At 51.2% G+C, this 13,374-nt stretch carries 15 protein-coding genes and 1 riboswitch; of the genes, 14 read left to right on the top strand and 1 reads right to left on the bottom strand.

Features of this window, described 5'->3' with window-relative positions:
• Window positions 1-36: 36 nt before the first annotated feature.
• The gene (locus N0M98_RS24020) at window positions 37-291 is read right to left on the bottom strand and encodes an AbrB/MazE/SpoVT family DNA-binding domain-containing protein (protein ID WP_010501678.1); all 255 of its coding nucleotides are present in this window, start codon (window positions 289-291) and stop codon (window positions 37-39) included.
• A 355-nt stretch (window positions 292-646) separates the two neighbouring features.
• Here N0M98_RS24020 and N0M98_RS24015 point away from each other — a divergent pair, with 355 nt between their 5' ends.
• The 14 genes from N0M98_RS24015 (at window position 647) to N0M98_RS23950 (ending at window position 13,298) form a co-directional block, all read left to right on the top strand.
• A complete protein-coding gene (locus tag N0M98_RS24015) occupies window positions 647-1,933 on the top strand; it encodes an HD domain-containing protein (protein WP_249860610.1) in 1,287 nt (428 codons plus the stop codon).
• Window positions 1,934-1,988: 55 nt separating this feature from the next.
• On the top strand, window positions 1,989-2,756 hold the full coding sequence (locus tag N0M98_RS24010; protein WP_249860611.1) for a TatD family hydrolase: 768 nt from the start codon (window positions 1,989-1,991) through the stop codon (window positions 2,754-2,756).
• A gap of 224 nt (window positions 2,757-2,980) precedes the next feature.
• Window positions 2,981-3,182: riboswitch (cyclic di-AMP (ydaO/yuaA leader) on the top strand.
• Between the two features lie 376 nt (window positions 3,183-3,558).
• Window positions 3,559-4,698 carry a resuscitation-promoting factor gene (locus tag N0M98_RS24005; protein WP_249860612.1) on the top strand — a complete coding sequence of 380 codons (1,140 nt, stop codon included), beginning with the start codon at window positions 3,559-3,561 and terminating at the stop codon, window positions 4,696-4,698.
• A 140-nt stretch (window positions 4,699-4,838) separates the two neighbouring features.
• The gene (gene rnmV / locus N0M98_RS24000) at window positions 4,839-5,384 is read left to right on the top strand and encodes a ribonuclease M5 (protein WP_259619412.1); all 546 of its coding nucleotides are present in this window, start codon (window positions 4,839-4,841) and stop codon (window positions 5,382-5,384) included.
• A 2-nt stretch (window positions 5,385-5,386) separates the two neighbouring features.
• A complete protein-coding gene (gene rsmA, locus N0M98_RS23995; protein ID WP_249860614.1) occupies window positions 5,387-6,289 on the top strand; it encodes a 16S rRNA (adenine(1518)-N(6)/adenine(1519)-N(6))-dimethyltransferase RsmA in 903 nt (300 codons plus the stop codon).
• Between the two features lie 90 nt (window positions 6,290-6,379).
• Entirely contained in the window at window positions 6,380-7,249 is an 870-nt protein-coding gene (gene yabG, locus N0M98_RS23990) for a sporulation peptidase YabG (RefSeq protein WP_259619411.1), read from the top strand.
• Window positions 7,250-7,436: 187 nt separating this feature from the next.
• Window positions 7,437-7,709, top strand: a complete 273-nt coding sequence (gene veg, locus N0M98_RS23985) for a biofilm formation stimulator Veg (RefSeq protein WP_239630887.1) — start codon at window positions 7,437-7,439, stop codon at window positions 7,707-7,709.
• A gap of 145 nt (window positions 7,710-7,854) precedes the next feature.
• The gene (locus N0M98_RS23980) at window positions 7,855-8,055 is read left to right on the top strand and encodes a small, acid-soluble spore protein, alpha/beta type (protein WP_259619410.1); all 201 of its coding nucleotides are present in this window, start codon (window positions 7,855-7,857) and stop codon (window positions 8,053-8,055) included.
• 109 nt (window positions 8,056-8,164) lie between these two features.
• Window positions 8,165-9,019 (top strand): 4-(cytidine 5'-diphospho)-2-C-methyl-D-erythritol kinase, encoded by an 855-nt coding sequence (ispE, locus tag N0M98_RS23975; RefSeq protein WP_249860617.1) that lies wholly within the window; start codon window positions 8,165-8,167, stop codon window positions 9,017-9,019.
• Window positions 9,020-9,286: 267 nt separating this feature from the next.
• Window positions 9,287-10,105, top strand: a complete 819-nt coding sequence (gene purR / locus N0M98_RS23970) for a pur operon repressor (RefSeq protein ID WP_259619409.1) — start codon at window positions 9,287-9,289, stop codon at window positions 10,103-10,105.
• Window positions 10,106-10,127: 22 nt separating this feature from the next.
• The gene (locus N0M98_RS23965; protein ID WP_249860619.1) at window positions 10,128-10,520 is read left to right on the top strand and encodes a RidA family protein; all 393 of its coding nucleotides are present in this window, start codon (window positions 10,128-10,130) and stop codon (window positions 10,518-10,520) included.
• A 116-nt stretch (window positions 10,521-10,636) separates the two neighbouring features.
• Window positions 10,637-10,921: a septation regulator SpoVG gene (gene spoVG / locus N0M98_RS23960; RefSeq protein ID WP_028551906.1), complete on the top strand. Its 285-nt coding sequence runs from the start codon at window positions 10,637-10,639 to the stop codon at window positions 10,919-10,921.
• 247 nt (window positions 10,922-11,168) lie between these two features.
• Entirely contained in the window at window positions 11,169-12,572 is a 1,404-nt protein-coding gene (glmU, locus tag N0M98_RS23955) for a bifunctional UDP-N-acetylglucosamine diphosphorylase/glucosamine-1-phosphate N-acetyltransferase GlmU (protein WP_310944354.1), read from the top strand.
• Between the two features lie 84 nt (window positions 12,573-12,656).
• A complete protein-coding gene (locus N0M98_RS23950; RefSeq protein WP_249860620.1) occupies window positions 12,657-13,298 on the top strand; it encodes a 50S ribosomal protein L25/general stress protein Ctc in 642 nt (213 codons plus the stop codon).
• The last annotated feature ends 76 nt before the right edge of the window (window positions 13,299-13,374 follow it).

Here is a 13,374-nt window from a genome sequence, read left to right as displayed (position 1 = left end):
AGTAAGAAGTGCTATCCTTATTATAACCTATATTTCTTATTTTGTCACAGGTATTGGCATTTCCGATAAACATTCGTGACAAACAATTTTACCTTTGAAATAAGAAACATTTTCAGCGTTGCCGCAGAAGATACATGCAGGCTCATATTTTTTCAACATGATGCGCTCGCCGTCCACATAAATTTCCAAAGCGTCTTTCTCGCCGATGCCAAGTGTTCTGCGAAGCTCAATAGGAATAACGACGCGACCCAGCTCGTCGACCTTTCTAACAATACCAGTAGATTTCATCATATATATAAGTCCCCTCTCAAAAATTTATCGTCATGATTCGACATAATTCTTGATATTTATGATACCAACCATTCCCAAAATAGTCAACTAGCAATTTGCAAATTTTAGCGTTAAAATATGGAAGAATAGACCCCCAGAAGGGGGAATATACGAGAAAAGCTGCCAAACCTTGTGAAATCGGCATCTTTCTAATATAGTTCAAACATAGTATTATGAATATATTCCATATCCAAGAAAAAAATTCAAGTCAAATGTTGTTCACATTTGGAAGATTAATACGACATCATTCGACAAACATGCGGCTTTTCCGTCTCAGTTTTTTGTCGAAAATTCAAGCTTAAGGGAGGTTAGGCATATGTCCGGTTTATTACAAGAAGAAAAAGTGTTTAAAGATCCCGTTCATAAATACATTTACGTCCAGGATCAAACCATATGGAATTTGATCAACACGAAGGAATTTCAGCGTCTCCGCCGAATCCGGCAGCTGGGCACCTGCTTTCTGACCTTTCACGGAGCGGAACACAGCCGGTTTTCGCACTCCCTCGGAGTATATGAGGTTACGCGGAAAATCATTTCGCAGTTCGAGCGCAACGGTTACGAGGATTGGCCGCGCGAAGAACGGCTGCTCTGCCTATGCGCCGCTTTGCTGCATGACGTCGGCCACGGCCCGTTCTCCCATTCCATCGAAAAAACGTTCGGCACTCACCATGAAGAGTGGTCTTGCCGCATCGTTCTCGGCGACACGGAAGTGAACCGGGTGTTGAAAGAAGTGTCGCCGACCTTCCCGCAGAAGGTTGCCGGCGTCATCGCCAAAACGTACAATGAAGAAATTGTCGTCAGCCTCGTATCGAGCCAGCTCGACGCCGATCGGATGGACTACTTGCTGCGCGATGCTTACTTTACCGGCGTCAATTACGGAATGTTCGATCTGGAGCGCATTTTACGCGTTATGCGGCCGTTCCAAGGCCATATTGTCGTCAAGGAGAGCGGCATGCATGCGGTGGAAGATTACCTGATGTCCCGGTATCAAATGTATTGGCAGGTGTATTTCCACCCTGTGACCCGAAGCGCAGAGGTCATTTTGCACAAAGTTTTTCAGAGAGCTAAACAATTATATGAAGAAAATTACGAGTTCTCGTTCATGCTCTCTCCGCTGCTGAGCCTGTTTCGCCAGACGCTCAGCGTGGACGAGTACCACCTGCTGGACGAAGCCTTCATGCAGACGGTGCTTATGCAGTGGTCCCGCGAAGCGGACGAGGTTTTATCCGATCTGTGTTCCCGCTTTCTTAACCGTCGTTTATTCAAGTACGTCATGCTGGAGCACATCGACGTTCAGCAAATCGAAAGGCTGCGGGAGACGATGGCTGGCCTTGGTCTGGACCCGGCCTTTTACCTCGAAATTGATTTCCCTTCGGATCTTTCGTATGATGTCTATCGTCCGGGAGAGCATGACGAAAAACTGCCGATTTTGCTGCTCGATCAAAGGGACACGTTAACGGAAATTTCGCGTAAGTCGGAAATTGTCCGTTCCATCAGCGGCATCCATATGGGCAAGTACCATTTGTATTTCCCCGAGGAGCTGCTCAGAGCCGCTCCCGGCGCTCTGACCGAGGAGCAGCGGAAGCTGCTGCGGCTGGAATAAAGGCCCGGCCGTACCCGATTTTCCCATCACCATATAAAGGAGATTTCGCGTTCAAATGATTACAGACACTCACGCTCACTTAAATGCACCAGAGTTCGATGAGGATCGACAAGAGGTCATCCAGCGCGCGGTTGAGAACGGAATCAGTCGAATCGTCAATGTCGGATTTAACCGGGAAACGATTCCGAGCTCTATCGCCTTGGCGGAGCAATACGACTTCATTTACTCCACAGTCGGCTGGCACCCGCAGGATGCCAAAGATATGTCCCCGGAAGATCTGGAATGGATCGAACAGCTATGCTCGCACGACAAGGTCGTAGCGATCGGCGAGATCGGCCTTGATTATTACTGGGATACGTCCCCGAAGGATGTACAGGATCGGGTGTTCCGCGAGCAGATCAGGCTTGCCCGCAAGCTTGGCATGCCGATAGTGATCCATAACCGCGATGCGCATCAGGATATTATCCGGATTCTCCGCGAAGAGAAGGCGGCCGAGGTCGGCGGCGTCATGCACTGCTTCTCCGGCAGCTGGGAAACGGCCAAGCTTTGTCTGGACATGAACTTCCATATTTCCTTCGGGGGCCCCGTCACGTTCAAAAACGCGAAACAGCCGAAAGAAGTGCTGGAGAAGGTTCCCATGGACCGGCTGCTCATCGAAACGGACGCTCCTTATTTGACTCCGCATCCCTATCGCGGCAAGAGAAACGAAACCGCATATGTGAAATTAGTCGCAGAAACCGCTGCTCAAATTAAAGGGATTTCCCTGGAAGAGCTGGCTCACGCGACTACGAAAAATGCAGTTAGATTGTTCGGTTTACGCTAGACAAATAGGGGGGTCAAGACAGCCCTTTTTTAGTCGGAAACGCGATAATCGAAGAAAATGGCATGAAAAACTAAGACATGGTTAGAAAAACAAGGGTCCAATTCGTAAAATCGCGCTTAAAAAACGGTTTTGGACGAAAATGAATCTTTTTTGCCGAGTTTGTATACTTTACAACATCGCATCCGACAGCGTAAACTCAATATTAACTTAATACGATTACCATTTTTCCACTATCGCTGAGTTTCCATAAGGGAAACGGGGGAACCGTAATTGGACCCGTCTTATTTTTCAATAAGACTAAGGTCACATTTTCTGGGGTGAGTCTTGGAGAGGTTAAGATCAAGATGATATTAACGCTTATCCAAGTAGGGCGACTCTCAAGTCCGAATCCGTCAGCTAACCTCGTAAGCGTAAGAGAGAGGTAACGATTGTCGTGTGCTTTATTTCATTAACTTGATGAAATAATCAAAGTCACGGGAAGAGTCCTCTTTCCGATGACTTTTTTTATGTTCTCCCGTCAACGTGATATTTGTCCGACAACATAATTGACTTTTAGAGAACGGGGAGGTGCTGGCCGCACGCAGGACCAGAAACGATATGGATCGAAAGGTTGCAGCCCTTAGTGGACCACTAGGAATGTTACATTTCGCTGAAGGGCGAGAAATTGGCGAAGCCGGTCTTCAGTGAAAGAGCGTCGACAGACGTTATCCGTTAACCACAGATTGCAAAACTTAAACCATAGTCGCGTCAGATCAAACATGCGTAACACTCGACGGCGGGGCTTTGAAGGAGGACCGAACTAGTGGGAGCTATTCAACACGAGCAAACCCATGTAAGACGATCATCCAGCATGTCCTTCGCATTGCGATGGAAGCATGAAAACTTGCGTATGATATCCACCACTGCACTTATTTCATTCGCTTTGACTTTCATGTTCTTAATAATGTTATACGGTACGGCTACCAAGAAGGTGACCGTCGTTGTGAACGGACAAGAGACCGTTGTTTATACCAAACAATGGGATCTGCAGCGTTTACTGGATGAGCAACAGATTCAAGTCGGGGAGCATGATCGACTCTCCGCTGCGCTGGATTCGAAGGTGAAGACGGGGGACCGTATTACCATCGACCACGCGAAGCCGGTTCAGCTTACGGCTGACGGTGAAACGAAGACGATCTACACGGTGGCCAAGACCGTAGGAGACGCGTTGCATGAATTGAACGTGCCCGTCGGAGAACTGGATAAGGTGAGCCCGGAGCTGGAGGCGTCGCTGCCGGATAGCGGTGCGGTACAAATTGTCCGGGTGAAGAAAGAGCTTGAGGAAGTATCGGAAAAAATCGCGTTTGACGTTGTGAAGAAAAACGATCCGCAGCTTGTAAAGGGCAAAGAACAAGTTGTGCAAGAAGGCCAGGAAGGCGAAGTCCTGAAGAAAAAAGAAAAACGCTTTGAAGACGGAGTGCTTGTCTCCGAACAGGTGGTTGACCAACAGGTCAAAACGGAAAAAGTCAATAAAGTGGTTGCCGTAGGTACGAAAAATCCGGTTGTAATTTTATCGGCGTCATCGCCGAATCTTCAAGAAGTAACCAAGAGCGGCGTATCCTTCGGCGTGAAGCAGGTCATTAACAATGTAACGTTAACGGCTTATTCCGCAGGCGCGGCTTCGACAGGCAAAAGCGCGGAACACCCGCAATACGGTGTGACGTCAACGGGCACGAGAGTAACGGAAGGTCGAACAATTGCAGTGGACCCCAAGGTGGTTCCGCTGGGCTGGTGGGTGTATATCGACGGCCTGGGCTTCCGCAGAGCGGAAGATACCGGCAGCGCGGTGAAAGGGAACATTATCGACGTGTATTTCGACAGCAATGACTATGCTAACCGCTTTGGCATGAAGCGAGGATACACCGTTTATGTGATCGGACCGAAGAAGCCGACCGCGGACTAAGGGGCTGCAATTAGGGAAGACTCATTATATATACGGCAAGAGGAATGAGAAGAGGGATGCCTCTTCTTTTTTCTGTGTGAAGAACATTACCGCAAGGAAGCGCGAGACGCCCTTGGCTTTGTACGAGAGAAGGTAGTAAGATGATTAAGGAAATCATTGTGGTGGAAGGCAAGGACGACACCGTCGCCATTAAGCGGGCGGTAGAGGCCGAAACGATCGAGACGGGCGGGTCGGCGATCAACGATGAGATCATTAAGCGGATCAAGCTCGCGCAGCAGCGCCGCGGCGTTATTGTGCTGACTGACCCCGATCATGCCGGAGAGCGTATCCGCAAGATTATTTCGGCGCGCGTACCGGGCTGCAAGCATGCGTTCATTACGCAGGAGGAGGCTACGAGCCGCGGCGACATCGGCGTCGAGAACGCCTCGCCGGAGACGATCCGCAAAGCGTTATCCAATCTGCGGACGGATTATGAAGCGGCGGAGTCGGATATAACGTGGGAGGATTTGATTAACGCCGGCATGATCGTGCATCCTCAGGCCGCCGCAAGGCGGATGGAGATGGGCAGACAGCTCGGCATCGGCTACTGCAACGGGAAGCAGTTTTATAACCGCTGCCGGATGTTTCGGATTTCCCGCGAAGAATTCGCTGAAGCGTGGAAGCAACTTGAGAAAAAAGAGGGTTAAAGATGGATACGATAAGATCAGGTGTACAGGAGGACATTGCCTCCCCGAAAAAAACAAAGGAGCTGTTGCAGCGCCATGGCTTCACGCTAAAAAAAAGCTTGGGGCAGAACTTTTTGATCGATCCTAACATTTTGTACAAGATCGTATCGGCTGCGGGACTGGATTCGGCCAAGGGCGCGCTGGAGATTGGCCCCGGCATCGGAGCGCTGACGCAGCAGCTTGCCAAAACGGCAGGACGCGTCGTAGCGATTGAGATCGATCAGAGGCTGCTGCCGTTGCTGGAGGAGACGCTGGAGCCGTATCCGAACGCGAGCGTCGTTCAGGGCGATGTGCTCAAGGTCGATCTGAAGCCGCTGTTCGAGCAGTATTTCCAAGGCTTCGAGCCGGTGAGCGTCGTAGCTAACCTGCCCTATTACATTACGACGCCGATTATTATGAAGCTGCTGGAGGAGAAGCTGCCGCTGGAGCATATCGTCGTCATGATTCAAAAGGAAGTGGCCGAACGGATGTCGGCGCGGCCCGGAGGCAAAGACTACGGCAGTTTAAGCATTGCGGTGCAATATTATTGCGAGCCGGAGCTGGTGACGATTGTCCCTCATACCGTGTTCATTCCTCAGCCTAACGTGGATTCGGCGGTTATCAAGCTGAAGGTTCGCGGGAAGCCTCCTGTCGAGGTAGAGGATGAAGCGTTCTTCTTCGATGTCGTACAGGCTTCGTTCGTACAGCGCAGAAAGACGATATACAATAACCTGGCTTCCCGCTTTTACACCAAGGAAACCAAGAGCGAGCTGGAGGCTGTGCTGCAAGAAGCGGGAATCGAGCCTTCGCGGCGCGGAGAGACGCTGTCGATTCAGGAGTATGCGAACTTAAGCCGCTGCTTGTCCAGAGCTCTGGGACGATCCTGAGGGCTCTGGAGCGGCCCGTATGAAATTAGGGCTCGGTGAATCACCAATTGCCTATTGACGCCATAGGATACACGAGGAGGCGATTTGGCCATGAAACAGGGAGACCTCGTTACTCGTAGATCGTATGGTGGTGACATCATATTTAAAATTCAAAATATTATTCGGCAGCAGGCGGTGCTGCGCGGAGTAGATTACCGGCTGCTCGCCGACGCTCCGTTGACCGATCTGACCACGGTAACGGTCAATGCTAACAGTCAGACCGCGGCGGGCAGCCGACCGCCATGGATGGAAACGATGCGCAAATCGAGAAACCGGGCGGTGACCGGATACGCCTCTGCGAACGGTACCGGCGGCGAAACGGCGCCGGCCTTTTTTGAAATGCCGGGCAAAGTGCTTCATCTGGACGGAGATCCGGCGTATTTGCGCAAATGCATGAATTTATACGGCGAACTGAAGGTTCCGGCCGAAGGCTATTACGTGTCCGAACCGCATATGGCGGATGCGATGTATCGGCTGCTTCCGCAGGTGAAGCCCGATATTGTCGTCGTCACCGGACATGACGGGATTTTGAAAACGCGTCGCAGCGTGGACATCGCCAACCTGGGCAGCTACAAAAATTCCCACCACTTCGTAAATGCCGTCCGGGTGGCTAGACAGTACGAGAAGAACAAAGATACGCTGACGGTCGTGGCCGGAGCGTGCCAATCGCACTTCGAGGCGCTGATGCAGGCCGGAGCGAACTATGCAAGCTCGCCGTCCCGCGTTCTGATCCATGCGCTCGATCCGCTGTGCGTGGCGGTTAAAGTGGCGTATACGCCCATTCGGGACACGGTGAATATCGTCGATGTCATCGGTCTGACGCATAGCGGCTTGGAGGGGATCGGCGGGGTGGAATCCCGCGGCAGTTATCGGCGCGGCGTGCCCGTCATTCCAAAAAATATGTATCAACAAGCGCCTTAGGGGCGCTTTTTCTTTGTAAATTCGACAATTTTGTGAACGAAGTTAGAGGGTGAAATCGTAAAAACTCTTTAAAACAAGGAAAAATTGCGTTGACAACAGCTTTGCATCGCTGATATAATATTTGTCCTAATTTGACATACTACTTCCATTGGGTTATAATTTACAAGGAAAGAGGTGGTAGTAGTCAATGGCTAAAAATTCGCTATTGGATATCAAACGCAGTTTGGAACCTCATGTCGGACAGAAAATTATGTTAAGAGCAAACGGCGGTCGCCGTAAGACGATCGAGCGCTCCGGTGTATTGGAGGAGACCTACCCTTCCGTTTTTATAGTCAAGCTGGACCAGGAGCAGAACGCTTTCAAGCGCGTCTCGTACAGCTATGCAGATATACTTACCGAGTCCGTTGAAGTCACGGTGTGCAACGATGATGGACAAGTGCGGATCACGATACAGCAATAAGGGCTTTACCTAAGCGGCATGCTCCTTGGCTTGAGGGGATGCCGCTTATTCTTTGGCGCCTAGTATGTTCCGCTGCCGAATGCCGCATGGATTATCATAACGGGGGAATACTACTTGTATCCTACGGTAAAGGAGATGTTTGCGAATGGCACGAAGAGGCCGGGGCATGATGTCGGAGCAATTCAAATACGAGCTCGCTAAAGATTTGGGCTTTTATGAAACCGTGCAGCGTGATGGTTGGGGAGGTATACGAACCAAAGATGCGGGCAATATGGTAAAGAGAGCAATCCAAATTGCCGAGCAAGCGATCTCGCAACAGCCTCCGCAGCAGCCGCCGAGGTACTAGATAACGTCTTTACGGAAGCTAGAGCAAGCCAAGCGCTGCTTTAGCTTTTTTTTGTTTCTTTTTTGGTATAGTATTAGGGAATAGAATAGAGCTGCAAAGAAGGTGTCCTATGAAAGTTTTTGAAAAAGCGCCGGCTAAAATCAATCTGTCGCTGGATGTTCTGCGGAAACGGGAAGACGGCTATCACGAGGTCGAAATGGTTATGACCATGGTGGACTTGGCCGACAGGATCGAGATGCAGGAACTGCCGCGCGATACCATTATCATATCGAGTCAAGCGGGCTATATTCCTTTGGACGAGAAAAACTTGGCCTTTCAAGCGGCTAAGCTGATCAAAGACCGCTATGACGTGAAGCAAGGCGTTTACATACATTTGGACAAAAAAATCCCGGTTGCGGCCGGGCTTGCGGGAGGAAGCAGCGATGCGGCGGCGACGCTGAGAGGATTGAACCGGTTATGGAAGCTGAACATACCTGCGGAGGAGCTGCAGCGGCTGGGAGCGGAGCTCGGTTCGGACGTGCCGTTCTGCGTAACCGGAGGGACGGCGGTAGCCCGCGGGCGCGGGGAGAAGCTGGAGCCGATCGATTCGCCGCCGCAGTGCTGGGTCGTGTTGGCCAAGCCTCCGATCAACGTATCCACATCGGAAATTTACGGCAAGCTTCGGGCCGCCGCCATCCAGCATCATCCGTCGACGGAGCGGATTGTCGAAGCAATCGTGCACAAGCGATTCGACCTGTTATGCGCAAGCCTCGGCAACGTTCTGGAGGAAGTGACGCTGGACTTGTATCCGGAGGTAAGGCAGCTGAAAGAATGCATGATCCGACTCGGTGCTGACGGCGTGCTGATGTCGGGCAGCGGACCGACTGTATTCGGTTTGGTGTCCAAGGAAGCGAAGGTTCCGCGGATTTACAACGGCCTGCGCGGCTTTTGCAAAGATGTTTATGCAGTTCGGCTTTTAACATGACTGCATGATACTTTTATGTTAGCTGAATGTTAGAATAAATTTCATGGACATCTTGAAAAAATACGTATAAAAATGATATAGTCACATTATAATATTCGGATTTCTCTGCCTATTTATAAAACCGTAACGATACCGGACGGCCAAAACGGACAACTCTCTTTTGCAGGGAGCGGCGGATTGGCTTTATCACGATATCCGCAAAAATTCGGCGCCGGAAATGCGGCAGGCCGCGGGTATGCAGGCTTATATTTTGAAGGGGGTTATTTCATGAAAAAATTAAAACGAAGCGCAAGGTTGGTTGAAATGACTCAATACTTGCTATTTCGCCCCCATACACTAATTCCTTTAACAACGTTCGCGGACCGGTATAATTCCGCTAAATCGTCGATCAGCGAAGATTTGGCCATCATTAAGGAAGTGTTTGAGGAAGAAGGACTGGGCGAATTGCAAACTTTGGCCGGAGCGGCCGGGGGAGTCAAATTCATACCTAAGGTCAGCAAGGAAGCGTCCTTGCAGTTCATTCAAGGAATATGCCGCCAATTGGAGCAGCCGGAGCGAATCTTGCCGGGCGGTTATTTGTACATGTCCGATATTATGGGACAGCCGCTTATTTTGAATGAAGTAGGGAAAATGTTTGCAACCGCGTTTGCGGGCAAAGATATCGACGTTGTCATGACGGTGGAAACCAAAGGGATTCCGCTCGCCTATGCGACGGCTTCGTTTCTGAATCTGCCGGTCGTCATCGTGCGACGGGATAACAAGGTGACCGAGGGCTCCGCGGTGAGCATCAACTATGTATCCGGCTCGAACAAGCGGATTCAGACGATGTCGCTGTCGAGAAGAGCGCTGAAGGAAGAGTCCCGGGTGCTTATTATCGACGACTTTATGCGGGTGGGCGGAACCGTCCATGGGATGATGGATCTTTTGAAGGAATTTAACGCTACCGTCAAAGGTGTAGGCGTTTTCGTAGAGTCCGGCGAGGTGGAGGAGCACCTGGTAGAGGATTACATATCGCTTGCCAAGCTGTCCGCCGTAGATCCGAAGACCAAGCAGATTACCGTCGTACCGGGCAACTATTTCCAATAATATAAATGGAGAGTGATTGAACATGAAGTTGACAACGATCGCAACAAACGAGGCTCCGGCGGCTATCGGACCGTATTCTCAAGCGGTGCAGTTCGGCAACGTGCTGTTTACGTCGGGACAAATCCCGCTCGGATTGGACGGGCAAGTGGTCGAAGGCGGAATCGAGGAGCAGACGCATCAGGTGTTTCGCAACTTGGAAGCGGTTTTGGCCGCTGCGGGAGCAGGGTTCGGCGATGTGATCAAAGCGACGGTGTTCATCAAGGATATGAATCAGTTTGCGACCGTCAACGAGATTTACGCTTCCTACTTCGGAGACCATAAACCGGCGCGTTCTACGGTGGAAGTGGCCCGTCTGCCCAAGGATGTGCTTGTCGAAATCGAACTGATCGCGGCGACAGGTGTCGAAAAACAATAAAATAATCAATTATTTATAAATTTATACATTTTTGATTAAAAAAAAGAAGGATTTTGCCCTAAAATGTGGAATTTTATATCCCAAGTCTCCCAGATGGAAAAAGGTGGTGAACACTAATGCAGATTACAGACGTTAGACTCCGTCGGGTTAACTCCGAGGGAAGAATGAAAGCCATTGCTTCCATTACCATCGACAACGAATTTGTGGTTCACGACATTCGTGTGATTGACGGTAACAACGGCATGTTCGTCGCCATGCCAAGTAAGCGCACGCCAGACGGAGAGTTCAGGGATATTGCACATCCGATCTCTTCTACCACTCGTGAAAAGATTCAAGCCGCCGTTTTGGCTGAATACGATCGAGCAGCAACAGAGGAAGAAGTAATCGTAGAAGGGGCATAATTCAGCTGGGAGAGGGCCGACAGAGGCTCTCTTTTCTTTTTACGCGAATTCATATATAGTGATTTGAGGAGTCATTTATACGTTTTTTTTCAAAGGATGGGCCTAAAGGCGGCATAGCTTTCGAAAGGTTTTTCTATAGAGAAATCGGGGCGATTGCATCTAAAGGCACTTCCTTTTGGCATGAGGCAAGCAAAGCGCAAGAGGGGTCCTTAAGAGAAATATCGAGAGCAGAAGGAGTGGACTGTAGTTGAACATAATGGGGATTGTCCTCGCAGCGGGACAGGGCAAACGTATGAAATCGAAGCTGTACAAAGTGCTTCATGAAGTATGCGGCAAGCCGATGGTCGGTCATGTCGTCAGCGCATTGGAGCAATTGAATACCAAGCGCGCCGTCGTTGTTGTAGGGCACGGAGCCGAAGCCGTCAAGGCGTATCTCGGAGATCGCGTAGAATATGCGATGCAGGAGCAGCAGCTCGGAACCGGCCATGCGGTGCTGCAGGCGAAAGATCTGCTTGCCGACGAAGACGGGCTGACCGTCGTCCTGTACGGCGATACGCCGCTGGTAAAGAGCGAGTCGCTGAAGGATATGATCCGCGCGCATCAGGAAAAAGGCGCTGCGGCAACGGTCATGACGGCGATTTTTGATAACCCGTTCGGACTCGGACGCATCATCCGCGACGAAAATGGACGCGTCTCCAGAATTGTCGAGCAGAAGGATTGCAACGCCGAGGAGCGGGAGATTCGCGAGATCAACTCCGGCATGTACTGCTTTACGAACCGCAAGCTGTTCGAGGCGCTGAATAAGGTGACGAACAACAATTCGCAAGGCGAGTATTATTTGACCGACGTGATCGGCATTCTCGTAAGCCAGAACGATATCGTGGAGGCTTACTGTACGGAAGACGCCGCCGAGACGCTCGGCGTGAACGATCGCGTGGCGTTGTCCGAGGCTGAACATATTATGCGCGAGCGCATTAACCGGGAGCATATGCTCGGCGGGGTTACGCTGATCGATCCGGCGAGCACGTATATCGGCGCCGATGTGCAGATCGGAGCGGATACGATCGTGCTGCCCGGCACGGTGCTGAAGGGCGCTACGGTCATCGGGGAAGATTGCGTCATCGGCCCGAATACGGAAATTGAGGACAGTACGATCGGCAGCGGCGTTCAAGTGAAGCAGTCGGTGCTGTCCCAAGCGAAGGTCGGGGACCAAACCTCGATCGGGCCGTTCGCTTACTTGCGTCCGGGGGCCAACCTCGGGGCCGGCGTGAAAATCGGCGATTTCGTGGAAATCAAAAACGCTACGCTGGCCGATGAGGTGAAGGTGTCGCATCTTAGCTATATCGGCGACGCCGTCATCGGCAAAAACGTCAATTTCGGCTGCGGGGCGATCACCGTGAACTACGACGGCTTCAACAAGCAGCTGACCGAGGTGGAAGAGGACGCGTTCATCGGCAGCAACGTCAATCTTATCGCTCCGGTCAAAATCGGCAAAGGGGCTTATGTCGTCGCAGGCTCGACCATCACGCATAACGTGCCTGCCAACGATCTGGCTATCGCCAGAGAGCGCCAGGTGAACAAAGAAGGCTACGCGGAGAAGCTGCGTTCCAAGTTCTACGCGAAGAAGCAGCAGTCGAAGACAAAACAGTGATTGGTTTCCCCTTCATTTGGGCAAAGTAAGAGTAGGTGAGTGTAATTCTATTCTTGTGCCTATTGATGAAGGAGGATTTCACATATGGAAGCAGCATTGAAGGCGGAAACGCGCAAGTCGGATACGAAGTCCGAGCGCAAGGGGCTTCGCGCCAAAGGGAACATTCCAGCCGTCGTTTACGGAAAAAAAGTAAGCAATACGCCGATCGCTATAAACGAGAAGGAACTGACGGCGATCCTGCGCACCAACCCCCATGCCATTATCGACATGGTTATGCCGGATGGAAGCAAACAGCCTGTGATGATCAACGAGATCCAGCGGGACCCGATCTTGAGAACGATTCTGCATGTCGACTTTCACCAAATCAATATGGATGAACCGGTATCGACGACCGTCCGCCTCGACTTTATCGGCGACGCCGTAGGCGTGCAAATGGGCGGCATTCTGCAAATACAGCATCATGAAATCGAGATTCGCTGCTTGCCGAAGCAAATTCCGAATGCGATCGAAGTCGATGTCAGCGGACTGGAGGTCGGCAGCAGCATTCTCGTCTCCGACTTGAAGGTGGGCAGTTCCATCGAGATCAAGTCGATGGCGAACGACGTATTGGTCACCGTGCTGGCGCCGCAGAAGGAAGAAGCCGCCCCGGATACGGCGGAAGAAGCGGAGCAGAAGGCGGAAGCCAAAGCGGAAGCGGATGCGAATCATCCTCAAGAGACGGTATAGCTCTGGTATTGTTGCAGTGCAGAGGGCGGACGAAAATCGGCGGCGGCCGGGTTTCCGACGTCTTCTCGGCTCATCC

Source organism: Paenibacillus doosanensis (genome assembly GCF_025060755.1).
Classification (GTDB): domain Bacteria; phylum Bacillota; class Bacilli; order Paenibacillales; family NBRC-103111; genus Paenibacillus_S; species Paenibacillus_S doosanensis.
This window is presented reverse-complemented; position numbering and strand designations above follow the sequence as displayed.

What these genes read in the sequence shown, in the direction of transcription:
- spoVG (WP_028551906.1), top strand. Translation starts at nt 10,637, where the DNA reads ATGCAGATTACAGACGTTAGACTCCGTCGGGTTAACTCCGAGGGAAGA.
- N0M98_RS23950 (WP_249860620.1), top strand. Translation starts at nt 12,657, where the DNA reads ATGGAAGCAGCATTGAAGGCGGAAACGCGCAAGTCGGATACGAAGTCC.
- N0M98_RS23980 (WP_259619410.1), top strand. Translation starts at nt 7,855, where the DNA reads ATGGCACGAAGAGGCCGGGGCATGATGTCGGAGCAATTCAAATACGAG.
- yabG (WP_259619411.1), top strand. Translation starts at nt 6,380, where the DNA reads ATGAAACAGGGAGACCTCGTTACTCGTAGATCGTATGGTGGTGACATC.
- purR (WP_259619409.1), top strand. Translation starts at nt 9,287, where the DNA reads ATGAAAAAATTAAAACGAAGCGCAAGGTTGGTTGAAATGACTCAATAC.
- veg (WP_239630887.1), top strand. Translation starts at nt 7,437, where the DNA reads ATGGCTAAAAATTCGCTATTGGATATCAAACGCAGTTTGGAACCTCAT.
- N0M98_RS24010 (WP_249860611.1), top strand. Translation starts at nt 1,989, where the DNA reads ATGATTACAGACACTCACGCTCACTTAAATGCACCAGAGTTCGATGAG.
- rsmA (WP_249860614.1), top strand. Translation starts at nt 5,387, where the DNA reads ATGGATACGATAAGATCAGGTGTACAGGAGGACATTGCCTCCCCGAAA.
- N0M98_RS24020 (WP_010501678.1), bottom strand. Translation starts at nt 291, where the DNA reads ATGATGAAATCTACTGGTATTGTTAGAAAGGTCGACGAGCTGGGTCGC.
- N0M98_RS24015 (WP_249860610.1), top strand. Translation starts at nt 647, where the DNA reads ATGTCCGGTTTATTACAAGAAGAAAAAGTGTTTAAAGATCCCGTTCAT.
- ispE (WP_249860617.1), top strand. Translation starts at nt 8,165, where the DNA reads ATGAAAGTTTTTGAAAAAGCGCCGGCTAAAATCAATCTGTCGCTGGAT.
- rnmV (WP_259619412.1), top strand. Translation starts at nt 4,839, where the DNA reads ATGATTAAGGAAATCATTGTGGTGGAAGGCAAGGACGACACCGTCGCC.
- N0M98_RS23965 (WP_249860619.1), top strand. Translation starts at nt 10,128, where the DNA reads ATGAAGTTGACAACGATCGCAACAAACGAGGCTCCGGCGGCTATCGGA.